We start from the raw sequence: 12946 nt of genomic DNA, 5'->3' as shown, positions 1-12946 counted from the left end.
GACGCGGTCACCGGAGCGGTGAAACAGCCGCGCGAGGGGGAGCGCCGCGAGAAGTTCAACGCCCTCGTCCGTCTCGACAGTGTCAACGGGCTCGACCCCGAAGAAGCCAAGAAGCGGCAGGACTTCGCCAAGCTGGTCCCGCTCTACCCGCAGGAGCGGTTGCGCCTGGAGACCGAGCCCAACGTCTACACGACCCGAGTCATCGACCTCGTCGCGCCGATCGGCAAGGGTCAGCGTGGCCTGATCGTCTCGCCGCCCAAGGCCGGCAAGACGATGGTCCTGCAGGCGATCGCCAACGCGATCACGACCAACAACCCGGAATGCCACCTCATGGTCGTCCTCGTCGACGAGCGGCCCGAAGAGGTCACCGACATGCAGCGTTCGGTGAAGGGCGAGGTCATCGCGTCGACGTTCGATCGGCCGCCGTCCGACCACACGAGCGTCGCGGAGCTCTCGATCGAACGTGCCAAGCGGCTCGTCGAGCTCGGCCACGACGTCGTCGTTCTGCTCGACTCGATCACCCGGCTCGGCCGCGCCTACAACCTCGCGGCGCCGGCGAGTGGCCGAATCCTGTCCGGTGGTGTCGACTCGACCGCGCTCTACCCGCCGAAGCGTTTCCTCGGCGCGGCACGCAACATCGAAAACGGCGGGTCGCTCACGATCCTCGCCACCGCGCTCGTCGAGACCGGATCGACGATGGACACGGTGATCTTCGAGGAGTTCAAGGGCACCGGCAACATGGAGCTCAAGCTCGACCGCAAGCTCGCGGACAAGCGCATCTTCCCGGCGGTCGACATCGACCCGTCCGGAACGCGCAAGGAGGAGATCCTTCTCTCGCCCGAAGAGCTCCAGATCATCTGGAAGCTGCGTCGGGTCCTCCACGCGCTGGATGCGCAGCAGGGCATGGAGCTGCTGCTGTCCAAGCTCAAGGAGACCCACAGCAACTACGAGTTCCTGCTCCAGGTCCAGAAGACCAGCCCGGGCGAGGGCGGCAGCTAGGAACAACGCGGATCCCTCCGCGGTTCAACTTCAGGCACACTGGAACGACCGGTACCGGTTCACCCCGCATTCGGGGACCCGGCGACCACCATCGACAAGGAGCACGCAATGAAGCCCGACATTCATCCTGAGTACGTCGAGACGACCGTGTCGTGCACCTGCGGCAACACCTTCACCACGCGCAGCACCGCCAAGAACGGCGTCATCCACGCCGACGTTTGCTCGGCCTGCCACCCGTTCTACACGGGCAAGCAGAAGATCCTGGACACCGGCGGCCGGGTCGCCCGCTTCGAGCAGAGGTACGCGAAGAAAGGCAAGTAGCGCCGGTCAGCTGCGCCTGACCACCCGCTACCACCGATCTGGAGTCTGTCGTGTTCGAGCAGGTTGACGACCTGGTTGCCGAGCACGCGGAGCTCGAGAAGCAGATGTCGGATCCGGCGATCCACGGCGACCAGGCCAAGGCTCGCTCGGTGGGGCGCCGCTACGCCGAGCTCGGGCCGATCGTCGCGAAGTACGCCGAGTGGCGACGTACCGGCGACGACCTGGCCGCGGCGAAGGAGCTCGCGGAGGACGACCCGTCGTTCCGCACCGAGATCCCCGATCTCGAAAGCGCGCTCGCAACGCTGACCGACGACCTGCGGGTGCTACTGATCCCGCGCGACGTCAACGACGACAAGGACGTGATCGTCGAGGTCAAGGCAGGCGAGGGCGGCGACGAGTCCGCATTGTTTGCCGGCGACCTGCTGCGCATGTATCTGCGCTACGCCGAACGGCAGGGCTGGAAGACCGAGCTGCTCGATGCCACCGAGAGCGACCTCGGCGGCTACAAGGACGCGACGCTTGCGGTACGCGGCCGCGGCGAGCCCATGCCGTGGAGCCGGCTGAAGTACGAAGGTGGCGTCCACCGGGTGCAGCGGGTGCCGGCAACCGAGTCGCAGGGTCGCATCCACACCAGCGCCGCCGGCGTGCTCGTCCTGCCCGAAGCCGAGGAGGTCGAGGTCGACATCGACCCCAACGACCTGCGCATCGACGTCTACCGGTCGTCCGGGCCCGGCGGCCAGAGCGTCAACACGACGGACTCCGCGGTCCGGATCACCCATGTGCCGACCGGGATCGTCGTGTCGTGCCAGAACGAGAAGTCGCAGCTGCAGAACAAGGAGAGCGCGATGCGCATCCTGCGGGCGCGGATGCTGCAGGCCGCACAGGAGGCGGCCGACGCGGAGGCCTCCGAAGCGCGTCGCAGCCAGGTCCGCACCGTCGACCGCAGCGAGCGGATCCGCACCTACAACTTCCCGGAGAACCGAATCAGCGACCACCGGGTCGGCTACAAGGCCTACAACCTCGACCAGGTGCTCGACGGCGACCTCGACGCGGTGGTGCAGGCGCTCGCCGACGCCGACACGAAGGCGGCGCTCGGCGGCGACGACTCGTGATCAGCGTTCGTGAGGCCGCGCGACGGCTCGAGGCGGCCGGCGTTGCAAGCCCGATGTACGACGCGCGAGAGCTGCTGCGCCACGCCGAGGTCAGCGACCTCGACCCGGAGCAGCTCGTCGCCGCGCGGTCCTCACGCGTGCCGCTGCAGCATCTGGTCGGTTCGGCGGGCTTTCGCTATCTCGACCTCGCCGTCGGCCCCGGCGTGTTCATCCCCCGGCCGGAGACCGAGCTGCTCGTCGACGCGGTGCTGCGCGCGATCGCCGGCCCTGCGCACACTGCGCACGCGGCGCAACCGAGGGTGGTCGACCTGTGCGCCGGCTCCGGAGCGATCGGTCTGTCGGTCGCCAAGGAGCACCCGCGCGCGAGGGTCGATCTCGTCGAGGCGTCGCCGATGGCCGTTGCCTGGCTGCGCAAGAACGCGGCCGGACAGCCGCGCGTGACCGTGCACCACGCCGACCTGGCTGATGCGCCCACCGATGCCGAGGCCATGATCGACGTCGTGGTGTCCAACCCGCCGTACGTCCCGATCGACGAGCGTGATCTCGTCGAGCCCGAGGTCCGCGACCACGATCCGGCGGAGGCGTTGTGGGCCGGCGTCGACGGGCTCGATGTGATCCGTCGCGTCGTCGATCGGGCGCGTGTTCTGCTCCGCCCCGGCGGCAGCGTGGTCGTCGAGCATTCGGAGCGACAGCACGAGTCCGTGCCGGAGCTGCTGGTCGCTGCGGGGTTCGGCGATGTCGTCGACCACCGTGATCTGACCGGCCGCTTTCGATTCACCACCGCGGTCAGGCCTGCGCAATGAGCAAGGTCTACGACTGCGCGGACCCGCAGGAGCGCGAGACCGGTCTCGACGAGGCCGCAGCGGCGATCCGCAGCGGCGAGCTCGTCGTGCTGCCCACCGACACCGTGTACGGCGTCGGCGCCGACGCTTTCTTGCCGCAGGCGATCGAAGGCCTGTTGGTGGCGAAGGGGCGTGACCGCAGCATGCCGGTTCCGGTGCTGGTCGCTTCGCCGAGCATGCTCAACGCCCTTGTCGACCAGATGCCGGAGACCGCGGCCGCGCTCACCGAAGCGTTCTGGCCCGGCGCACTCACCTTGGTGCTGCGCCACACCGCCCACCTGGTGTGGGATCTGGGCGACAGCAAGGGCACCGTCGCCGTCCGGATGCCGGCGAGTGACATCGCGCAGGACCTCATCACCCGCACCGGCCCGCTCGGGGTCTCCAGCGCGAACCGCTCCGGGCATCCGCCGGCCACGACCATGCTCGACGCCCGGCTCCAGCTCGGCGCGGCGGTGTCGGTGTATCTCGACGGCGGTCCCAGTGGCGACGCGGTGCCGTCGTCGATCGTCGACGTGACCGGCGATCAGCCGCGTCTGTTGCGCGCCGGCGCGCTCGACATCGAAGCGCTTCGCGAGGTCGTACCGGATCTCGAGGGCTGAGCGGTGACGCAGCCGACCGATGGTGCTCAGCGTTACCGGATCCTGCTGGTCTGCACCGGCAACATCTGCCGCTCGCCGTTCGCCGAGCGACTGTTGCGGGCGCGTCTCGACGAGCGCTTCGGCGCCGATGCGGGATGCATCGAGGTGTCCAGCGCCGGCACGTGGGGCCTGGTCGACGAGCCGATGCAGCCCGAGGCGGCGGAGACGTTGCGGCGCTACGGCGGCGATCCGGAAGGCTTCACGGCGCAGGCGCTCGGTCCGGAGCTGATCGAGGCGGCCGACCTGGTGCTGGCGCTCACCCGCGAGCACCGCGCGAAGATCGTCATGATGTCGCCCCGGGCGGCGGCGCGCACGGTGACCCTCCTCGAGTACGCCCGGCTGCTGTCCGGGGTGACGGCCGCTGACGTGCCGCCCGCCGACGGCCTGGCAGCGCGCTTCCGCGCTCTCACCAAGGTCGCCTTCGGCCGCCGCGGCTACGTCCCGCTCGACGATCCCGCCGACGACGACGTGCCGGATCCGTACGGCGGGAAGCCGGCCGGCTACGAGCGGGCGGCGGAGCTGATCGCCGGGGCGCTCGACGTTCCGCTCGCGCTGCTCTGACGCGACCGGAGGGCGCGGAAACGCCCGGCTCGGCCGAGCGGGGTGCTTGCGACCGGGCGTCGTACAGTGAAGCCACAATCGAGGCGGAGGAGGTCACGACCCGCCGTGCGCGAGTACGTGCTCACCGGGCTTGTGGTCGCCGCCGTCACCTACCTGTTGACGCCCTACGTGCTGCGACTCGCCGTCGTCGCGGGAGCGCTCACCGAGGTTCGTGACCGCGACGTCCACACGATCCCCACGCCTCGCATGGGTGGCATCGCGATGTTCGCCGGCATCTGCTCGGGACTGCTGGTGGCCAGCCGGCTGCCGACGTTGCATCGGGTCTTCGAGTCCAGCGACGCCCAGGGCGTGCTCTTCGGCGGCAGCGTGCTCGTCCTGATCGGCGCCGCCGACGACAAGTGGGGTCTCGATGCGCTCACCAAGCTCGCCGGACAGATCGTGGCCGCCGGGATCATGGTGCTGCAAGGCGTCCAGCTGCTCTACATCCCGATGCCGGGCGGGGGCGCGCTCTCCCTCGACTCCGACCTGGGCGTGCCGCTGACCATCCTGTTCGTGGTGGTGACGATCAACGCCATCAACTTCATCGACGGCCTCGACGGGCTCGCGGCGGGCGTCGTCGCGATCTCGTCGCTGTCGTTCTTCGCCTACTCCTACGAGCTGTCCGTCGTCCACCACATCGACCGGGCGACCGCTCCGACCCTGCTCGCGGCGGTGCTCGCCGGGGCCTGCCTCGGATTCTTACCCCACAACTTCAACCCGGCGCGGATCTTCATGGGCGACTCCGGATCGATGCTGCTGGGGCTGGTGTTCTCGGCTGCGACGGTCAGCCTGACCGGCCAGCTCGACCCCAACGCCATCGGCTACTACGGGTTCGTTCCGACGCTGTTGCCGCTGCTGCTGCCCGTCGCGCTGCTCGCGATCCCGATCGTGGATCTGGTGCTCGCCGTCGTACGCCGCAGCCGCGCCGGGCGCGCGCCGTGGGCGCCGGACAAGCAACACCTGCATCACCGGTTGCTCACGCTCGGCCACTCGCACGCTCGCGCGGTGTTGATCATGTACACCTGGTCGGCGCTGATCGCCGGCGGGACCGTCGCCATCGGCCTTTCGCGCGGGCGCCCGCTGGTGATCGTCTCGGCGGTCCTCGCGGTGGTCGCGGTGCTGCTGCTCGCCACCAACATGCCTCGGCTGCGGCTGGCCCACCGGCACCCGCGGGTCTAGGTGAGCGCCCCGAACCGACCGCCGACGATCACCCTTCCGGCGCTGCTGGGCATCGGCGCGATGTTCGGCGTGTGTGTGGGGATCGGCGTCTTCCTCGGGGTGCTCGCCGACCACGAGTGGGGAACGTCCCCCCTGTTGTCACTGCTCGGAACGGCGGTTGGTATCGTGGGCGGTGCCGCGGGGGCGTTTCAGGTGATCCGGCCTTTTACCCGCGCCAGCACGCCTTCAATGCACGGAGCCTCAACCCCCACAACTCAATCCGCCAGACCAGACGACGATGTCCGATCCGACGAACAGTGAGGAACCGGTGGCCCTCGACGCTCAATGGAGCGCCGTCGCGCGTGGTTATCGCAACGCGCTGATCCTTGCCTGCGCGCTCGGCGTTGTCGCCGTCGTCGCCGGGTTCGCCTGCGGCCGGCCCGCGATCGGGTTGTTCGTGTGCGTCGGTCTCGGCATGGGCGGCTACAACGCCCGCAAGCTCTGGACCGACACCCGGGCGCTCAACGCGGACGTGGCGAACCCGAAGACCGCCGTGATGAAGACCTCGCTGGCCCGGCTCGGGCTGATCACCGTCTTCGCGTTCCTGGTCGCCGCGTTGTGGCGCACCAACGGCTGGGGGATCTTCGTCGGGCTGGTCGCGTTCCAGATCGACATGATGTCGCTCCTGCTCAAGCCCCTGCGCCGGGTGGTGTTGCCCGCGTGATGCCCGCCGTGGCGAGCCTGCCCGCCGACATCACCGTCGGCGACCACCCGCATTTCAGCTTCATCGGGCTGACGTTCAACTACGACACGATATACACGACGGTCCTTGCCGGACTGATCACGGTCGTGTTCATGCTCTACGTGGGCAAGAAGGCCGCGAGCCGAGTGCCCAACAAGCTCCAGATCGTCGTCGAGCTCGTCTACGGGCAGGCCACCACGATGGTCGAGGACGCGGTGGGCCACGACGTCCCCCCGTGGCTGATCCCGCTGGGCGTCACGCTGTTCTTCTTCATCCTGTTCTGCAACTGGCTCGCCTGGATCCCGTCGGGTCACAGCCCGGAGCGGCTCGGCCCGCCGACCGCGGACACGAACCTGGTCTACGCGATGGCGATCACGGTTGCCGCGCTCTACACCTACCTCGGCTTCAAGCGGAAGGGCACCCGCTACGTCGGTGACTGGTTCCGCGCGAAGCCGGCCGGCATCCGTACCTTCATCCTGCTGCTCGAGCAGATCGTGAACCCGCTCTCGCTCTCGCTGCGTCTGTTCGGCAACATCTTCGCGGGCGGGGTGATGCTCGCCGTGATCGCGCTGCTGCCGACGTACCTGTTCTGGATGTACGGCCCGTTCAACATCATCTGGAAGTTCTTCGACTCGGGCTTCATCGCCCCGATCCAGGCATTCATCTTCTCGTTCCTGACCATCCTCTACTTCGGCATGGCAACGGCCGAGGAGCACTGACGCGCCCAGGATCGGGCGTGTACGCAACTAAGGAGAAACAGTGGCGGCTTCAACCACAGTCCCCGCGGCGATTGCCAAGGCGGGCGGCATCATCGGCGCTGGTCTGGCGCTCGGCGGTGGCGCGATCGGTGCCGGTATCGGTGACGGTATCGCCGGTAACGCGCTGATCAGCGGCATCGCGCGGCAGCCCGAGGCACAGGGCCAGCTGACCGGTCAGTTCTTCCTGACCGTCGGTCTGGTCGAGGCGGCGTACTTCATCAACCTCGCGTTCGCCGCGCTGTTCGCCTTCGTGCTCGGCAAGTAAGGCTGACCCGTGCTGCACCCGCTCGTTGTCACCGCTGCGTCGAGCAGCAGTGACAAGACGAACAACTTCCTGATTCCCAACGGGACGTTCTTCTTCGAGCTGATCTGCTTCGTCGTCATCCTGCTGATCATCTGGAAGAAGGCGCTTCCGCCGATCGTCAAGCTGCTCGAGGAGCGCCAGGCGGCGATCCAGAAGCAGTTCGACGACGCCGAGGCGCTGAAGGCGAAGCTGGAGCAGTCGGAGCGCGAGTACGCCGAGGCGCTTGCCGAGACCAAGCGTGAGGCGACGCGGCTGCGCGAGCAGGCGCAGGCCGAACGTGCCGAGATCGTCAACGAGGCGCGCAACGAGGCCCAGACCCGGGTCGAGGAGATGCTCACGGCCGCTGAGGAGCGGATCGCGACCGAGCGCCAGCAGGCGATCCTTGCGCTGCGTTCCGAGATCGGTGAGCTCGCCACCACGCTCGCCGAGCGGGTCGTGCACGACTCGCTGCGTGAAGACGCCCGCCAGCGAAAGTTGGTCGAGGACTTCATCGCCGGTGTCGGCTCCGGCGAGCTCGCGGGGTCGAACTAAATGCAAGGTGCGAGCCGGGACTCGCTGGGTCGACTGACCGACCAGCTTCCTGCCGAGGGCGACCTCAGCGGGCTGTCCGGTGACCTGTTCGCGGTCGTGACGATGCTCGGTGGCCAGCCGTCGCTGCGCCGGGCGCTGTCAGATCCCGCCGCCACAGGCACCGCGAAGGTCAGCGTCGTCGACCGGCTGCTCGGCTCGCGGCTCGGCGACCCGGCGCTCGAGCTGGTTCGCGCCGCGGTGCGATCGCGCTGGTCGCAGAGCCGTGACCTGGTCGACGCGATGGAAGAGGTGGCCGTCGACGCCGCGCTGATCACCGCGCAGACCGCGGGCACGCTCGACGCGGTCGAGGACGAGCTGTTCCGCTTCGGCCGGATCCTCGACGCCGAACCCGGTCTGCGCGACGCGCTGACCAACCGCAGCCTGCCCGCCGATGCCAAGCGCGAGCTGCTGCACAGGCTGCTCGACGGCAAGGTCAACTCCGTCACGTACACGCTGATCGAGCGGGTCGTGCTGGAGCCGCGCGGCCGTACCCTCGAAGGTGCGCTTCGTGACCTGTCGGGGCTCGCCGCCAAGCGCCGGCAGCGGCTGATCGCACACGTGACGAGTGCGGTCGAGCTGACCGACGAGGAGCACAGCGGCCTGGCGGCGGCGCTGAGCCGGACGTTCGGGCACGAGCTCCAGCTCCAGGTCGTCGTCGATCCCGCTCTCATCGGCGGTCTGACCGTCCGGGTCGGTGACGAGCTGATCGACGCCAGTGTGGCGCGTCAGCTCGACGAGGCCCGCCGCAAGCTCACCGGCCGGTCGGGCGCCCGCCCGGCTCGCGCCTGAAGTTCGAACCGAGGAGTACGTAGTGACCGAGCTCAGCATCCGTCCCGAGGAGATCCGGGAGGCCCTCGAGGGTCTCGTCGCCTCCTACGACCCGAAGGCCTCGCGCGACGAGGTCGGTGTCGTGACGGACACCGGCGACGGCATCGCCCGCGTCGAGGGTCTGTACTCCGCGATGACCAACGAGCTGCTCGAGTTCGAAGGCGGCCTGCTGGGCATCGCCCTGAACCTCGACGTGCGCGAGATCGGCTGCGTCATCCTCGGCGAGTCCCACGGGATCGAGGAAGGTCAGCAGGTACGCCGTACCGGCAACGTGTTGTCGATCCCGGTCGGCGACGCGTTCCTCGGCCGCATGGTCGACCCGCTGGGCCGCCCGCTCGACGGCAAGGGCGACATCGCCGCGACCGAGCGTCGCGAGCTCGAGCTGCAGGCACCGAACGTCATGGCCCGCCAGCCGGTGAAGGAGCCGCTACAGACCGGCATCAAGGCCATCGACGCGATGACCGCGATCGGCCGCGGTCAGCGCCAGCTGATCATCGGCGACCGGCAGACCGGCAAGACCGCGGTCGCCCTCGACGCGATCATCAACCAGCGCGACGGCTGGAAGTCCGGCGACAAGAAGCGTCAGGTCAAGTGCGTCTACGTCGCCATCGGCCAGAAGGGCTCGACGGTCGCCCAGGTGCACGCGGCGCTCGAAGAGGCCGGCGCGATGGAGTACACGACCATCGTCGCCGCTCCGGCGTCGTTCCCGGCCGCCTTCAAGTACATCGCCCCGTACGCCGGCTCCGCGATCGCCCAGCACTGGATGTACAACGGCGAGCACGCGCTGATCGTGTTCGACGACCTGTCCAAGCAGGCGGACGCCTACCGCAACATCTCGCTGCTGCTGCGCCGGCCGGCCGGCCGCGAGGCCTACCCGGGCGACGTCTTCTACCTGCACTCGCGGTTGCTCGAGCGGTGCGCGAAGCTCTCCGACGACCTCGGTGGCGGCTCGCTGACCGGCCTGCCGATCATCGAGACCAAGGGCAACGACGTGTCGGCGTACATCCCGACCAACGTCATCTCCATCACGGACGGCCAGATCTTTCTCGAGACGGACCTGTTCAACTCCGGGGTGCGGCCGGCGATCAACGTCGGCGTCTCGGTGTCCCGAGTCGGCGGCAACGCGCAGACCAAGGCGATGAAGAGCGTCGCGGGCCGGCTCCGCCTCGACCTCGCGCAGTACCGCGAGCTGGAGGCGTTCTCAGCGTTCGGCTCCGACCTGGACAAGGCGTCGAAGGCGCAGCTGGAGCGCGGTGCCCGCCTGGTCGAGCTGCTCAAGCAGCCGCAGTACACGCCGTACCCGGTCGAGCGGCAGGTCGTGTCGATCTGGGCCGGTACGTCGGGCGCGCTCGACGACATCCCGGTCGCGGACATCTCCCGGTTCGAGCGGGACTTCCTGGACTTCGTCGGGCGCCAGCACAAGGGCATCTACGACGCGATCATCGGCGACCTCAAGATCGAAGGCGACATCGTCGACCAGCTGCAGAACGCGATCGATGAGTTCAAGAAGACCTTCGAGACCTCCGCGCCGAGCGAGAACGCCTAACTCTCATGGGTGCTCAGCTCCGCGAGGCTCGCCGGCGCATCAAGTCGGTGCAGTCGACGAAGAAGATCACGCGCGCGATGGAGCTCATCGCGGCGTCTCGCATCGTCAAGGCGCAACAACGGATCGCCGCGTCACGTCCGTACGCCGAGGCGATCACCGACGTCGTGCGTACCGTGACCGCGCCGGGCGTCGTGACGGCCGACCACCCGCTGACCACGCCGCGGGAGAGCGTCGGCACCGCTGCGCTGCTGCTGATCACCAGCGACCGCGGCCTGGCCGGCGGCTACAGCGCCAACGTGCTGCGGGCCGGCGAGCAGACCACGGCGAAGCTGCGCGAGCAGGGCGTGCAGACGATGCCGTTCCTGGTCGGCCGCAAGGCGGTCGGCTTCTACCGGTTCCGCGGTCGTGACATCAGCCACTCGTGGAGCGGCTTCTCGGAGCAGCCGTCGTACGAGGACGCCAAAGCGGTCGCCGACGACCTGCTCGAGCAGTTCGTCAAAGGCTCGACCGACGGCGGCGTGGACGAGATCCACCTCGTCTACACCCGCTTCGAGTCGATGGCGACGCAGAAGGTCACCGTTTCCCGGCTGTTGCCGCTGGATCCGGCCGACGTGCCGGATGCCGACGGCGAGGACGCGGGTGCGTCGACGGCGCTGATGGAGTTCGAGCCGGAGGGCGCGGGCGTCCTCGATGCGCTGCTGCCGCAGTACCTCACCGCTCGGATCTTCGCGGCGATGCTGGACGCGGCGGCGAGCGAGCAGTCCGCGCGCCGTCGCGCGATGAAGTCCGCGACCGACAACGCGGACGAGCTCATCAAGAAGCTGACGCGGGACGCCAACGCGGCCCGCCAGGCTGAGATCACGCAGGAAATCATGGAGATCGTCGGTGGCGCAGAGGCGCTCGCCGGGACAGGAAGTGAGCTCTAAATGACAGCCACCGCAACCGAGCAGGCTGCTGCCAAGCAGGGCGGGACAGGCCGCGTCGTCCGGGTCATCGGCCCGGTCGTCGACGTCGAGTTCGCTCCCGACGAGATGCCCGAGATCTACAACGCCCTCAAGGTGGAGCGCACGCTCGGCGAGGACGTCCGGACGCTGACCCTCGAGGTCGCCGGTCACATCGGCGACAACATGGTCCGTGCCATCTCGATGCAGCCGACCGACGGTCTGATCCGCGGCGCGGAGGCGCACGACACCGGCGCGCCGATCTCGGTGCCGGTCGGTGACGCGACGCTCGGCCACGTGTGGAACGTGCTCGGCGACGCGCTGGACACGACCGCTGACGCGATCGAGGTCACCGAGCGCTGGCCGATCCACCGCCCGTCGCCCCCGATCGACGAGCTCGAGCCTCGTACCGAGATGTTCGAGACGGGCATCAAGGTCATCGACCTGCTCGCGCCGTACGTGCGCGGCGGCAAGATCGGGATGTTCGGCGGCGCCGGCGTCGGCAAGACCGTCGTCATCCAGGAGATGATCCGCCGGGTCGCGCAGCAGTTCGGTGGCCGCTCGGTTTTCGCGGGCGTCGGCGAGCGCACCCGTGAGGGCAACGACCTCTACCTGGAGATGGAGGAGGCCGACGTCCTCAAGGACACGGCCCTCGTGTTCGGGCAGATGGACGAGCCGCCGGGCACCCGGCTTCGCATCGCGCTGGCCGGCCTGACGATGGCGGAGTACTTCCGTGACGTGCAGAAGCAGGACGTGCTGCTGTTCATCGACAACATCTTCCGGTTCACCCAAGCCGGCTCGGAGGTCTCGACGCTGCTCGGCCGCATGCCGTCGGCCGTGGGTTACCAGCCGACGCTGTCGACCGAGATGGGTCAGCTCCAGGAGCGCATCACGTCGACGAAGGACGGCTCGATCACCTCGGTGCAGGCCATCTACGTGCCCGCCGACGACCTGACCGATCCGGCGCCGGCGACCGCGTTCGCCCACCTCGACGCGACGACGGTGCTCAACCGCGCGATCACGGAGAAGGGCATCTACCCGGCCGTCGACCCGCTCGACTCGACCTCGACGATCCTCACGCCTGCCGTCGTCGGCGACCGCCACTACAAGGTCGCCCGCGAGGTGCAGAAGATCCTGCAGCGCTACAAGGACCTCCAGGACATCATCGCGATTCTCGGCATGGACGAGCTCTCGGAAGACGACAAGCTCACCGTGTCGCGCGCGCGCAAGATCGAGAAGTTCTTCGGTCAGCCGTTCGACGTCGCGACCACGTTCACCGGCCTCAAGGGCATCTACTGCTCGCGCGAGGATACGGTCCGCAGCTTCGAGGAAGTCCTCGCCGGTAAGTGCGATGACCTCCCCGAGCAGGCGTTCGAGATGACCGGCACGATCGACGACGTCCGCAACAAGGCCGCCGAGCTCGCGAAGAGGGGCTGAGATGTCGTCGCTGCCGACGTTCCTCGGAGTCAACGTGGTCACGCCCAAGGGCGTGATCGCGCACACCGATACGGACAGCCTGCAGGCGCCCGGTGAAGAGGGCGAGTTCGAGCTGCTGCCGGGGCACGTGCCGATGCTGACCGCGCTCAA

14 protein-coding genes and 1 pseudogene are annotated in these 12946 nt (G+C 68.6%); all 15 read left to right on the top strand.

Annotation, left to right across the window (positions count from 1 at the left end; translation table 11 throughout):
- A partial coding sequence (gene rho, locus VG899_06650; GenBank protein ID HWA66032.1) for a transcription termination factor Rho occupies window positions 1-999 on the top strand: 999 nt, incomplete at its 5' end.
- 108 nt (window positions 1000-1107) lie between these two features.
- Entirely contained in the window at window positions 1108-1320 is a 213-nt protein-coding gene (rpmE, locus tag VG899_06645; GenBank protein HWA66031.1) for a 50S ribosomal protein L31, read from the top strand.
- A 50-nt stretch (window positions 1321-1370) separates the two neighbouring features.
- A complete protein-coding gene (gene prfA, locus VG899_06640) occupies window positions 1371-2432 on the top strand; it encodes a peptide chain release factor 1 (GenBank protein HWA66030.1) in 1062 nt (353 codons plus the stop codon).
- Entirely contained in the window at window positions 2429-3235 is an 807-nt protein-coding gene (gene prmC / locus VG899_06635; protein ID HWA66029.1) for a peptide chain release factor N(5)-glutamine methyltransferase, read from the top strand. The genes prfA and prmC overlap by 4 nt, the downstream gene beginning before the upstream one ends.
- On the top strand, window positions 3232-3873 hold the full coding sequence (locus tag VG899_06630) for an L-threonylcarbamoyladenylate synthase (GenBank protein HWA66028.1): 642 nt from the start codon (window positions 3232-3234) through the stop codon (window positions 3871-3873). The genes prmC and VG899_06630 overlap by 4 nt, the downstream gene beginning before the upstream one ends.
- Before the next feature lie 3 nt (window positions 3874-3876).
- Entirely contained in the window at window positions 3877-4473 is a 597-nt protein-coding gene (locus VG899_06625; protein HWA66027.1) for a low molecular weight phosphatase family protein, read from the top strand.
- 105 nt (window positions 4474-4578) lie between these two features.
- Window positions 4579-5691 carry an MraY family glycosyltransferase gene (locus tag VG899_06620; protein ID HWA66026.1) on the top strand — a complete coding sequence of 371 codons (1113 nt, stop codon included), beginning with the start codon at window positions 4579-4581 and terminating at the stop codon, window positions 5689-5691.
- A 277-nt stretch (window positions 5692-5968) separates the two neighbouring features.
- The gene (locus tag VG899_06615; protein HWA66025.1) at window positions 5969-6394 is read left to right on the top strand and encodes a hypothetical protein; all 426 of its coding nucleotides are present in this window, start codon (window positions 5969-5971) and stop codon (window positions 6392-6394) included.
- An 8-nt stretch (window positions 6395-6402) separates the two neighbouring features.
- The gene (gene atpB / locus VG899_06610) at window positions 6403-7131 is read left to right on the top strand and encodes a F0F1 ATP synthase subunit A (protein HWA66024.1); all 729 of its coding nucleotides are present in this window, start codon (window positions 6403-6405) and stop codon (window positions 7129-7131) included.
- A gap of 40 nt (window positions 7132-7171) precedes the next feature.
- On the top strand, window positions 7172-7435 hold the full coding sequence (gene atpE, locus VG899_06605) for an ATP synthase F0 subunit C (GenBank protein HWA66023.1): 264 nt from the start codon (window positions 7172-7174) through the stop codon (window positions 7433-7435).
- 9 nt (window positions 7436-7444) lie between these two features.
- Complete coding sequence (locus VG899_06600; protein HWA66022.1) at window positions 7445-8005, top strand: F0F1 ATP synthase subunit B; 561 nt, start codon at window positions 7445-7447, stop codon at window positions 8003-8005.
- The gene (locus tag VG899_06595; protein HWA66021.1) at window positions 8006-8833 is read left to right on the top strand and encodes a F0F1 ATP synthase subunit delta; all 828 of its coding nucleotides are present in this window, start codon (window positions 8006-8008) and stop codon (window positions 8831-8833) included.
- A 22-nt stretch (window positions 8834-8855) separates the two neighbouring features.
- Window positions 8856-10388 (top strand): annotated as a pseudogene (atpA, locus tag VG899_06590) (F0F1 ATP synthase subunit alpha).
- A gap of 35 nt (window positions 10389-10423) precedes the next feature.
- Window positions 10424-11344 (top strand): F0F1 ATP synthase subunit gamma, encoded by a 921-nt coding sequence (locus VG899_06585; GenBank protein HWA66020.1) that lies wholly within the window; start codon window positions 10424-10426, stop codon window positions 11342-11344.
- Window positions 11345-12796, top strand: a complete 1452-nt coding sequence (gene atpD / locus VG899_06580; protein HWA66019.1) for a F0F1 ATP synthase subunit beta — start codon at window positions 11345-11347, stop codon at window positions 12794-12796. It abuts the gene before it with no gap.
- Window positions 12797-12946: the final 150 nt, after the last annotated feature.

It is taken from the genome of Mycobacteriales bacterium (genome assembly GCA_035550055.1).
Classification (GTDB): Bacteria; Actinomycetota; Actinomycetes; order JAFAQI01; family JAFAQI01; genus DASZTV01.
The sequence above is the reverse complement of the archived record's forward strand: the minus strand, read 5'-3'. Positions and strand labels throughout refer to the sequence as shown.

Excerpts from the sequence above, each read along its gene's own strand:
- VG899_06595 (HWA66021.1), top strand. The coding sequence starts at position 8,006 with ATGCAAGGTGCGAGCCGGGACTCGCTGGGTCGACTGACCGACCAGCTT.
- VG899_06630 (HWA66028.1), top strand. The coding sequence starts at position 3,232 with ATGAGCAAGGTCTACGACTGCGCGGACCCGCAGGAGCGCGAGACCGGT.
- VG899_06615 (HWA66025.1), top strand. The coding sequence starts at position 5,969 with ATGTCCGATCCGACGAACAGTGAGGAACCGGTGGCCCTCGACGCTCAA.
- rpmE (HWA66031.1), top strand. The coding sequence starts at position 1,108 with ATGAAGCCCGACATTCATCCTGAGTACGTCGAGACGACCGTGTCGTGC.
- VG899_06585 (HWA66020.1), top strand. The coding sequence starts at position 10,424 with ATGGGTGCTCAGCTCCGCGAGGCTCGCCGGCGCATCAAGTCGGTGCAG.
- atpD (HWA66019.1), top strand. The coding sequence starts at position 11,345 with ATGACAGCCACCGCAACCGAGCAGGCTGCTGCCAAGCAGGGCGGGACA.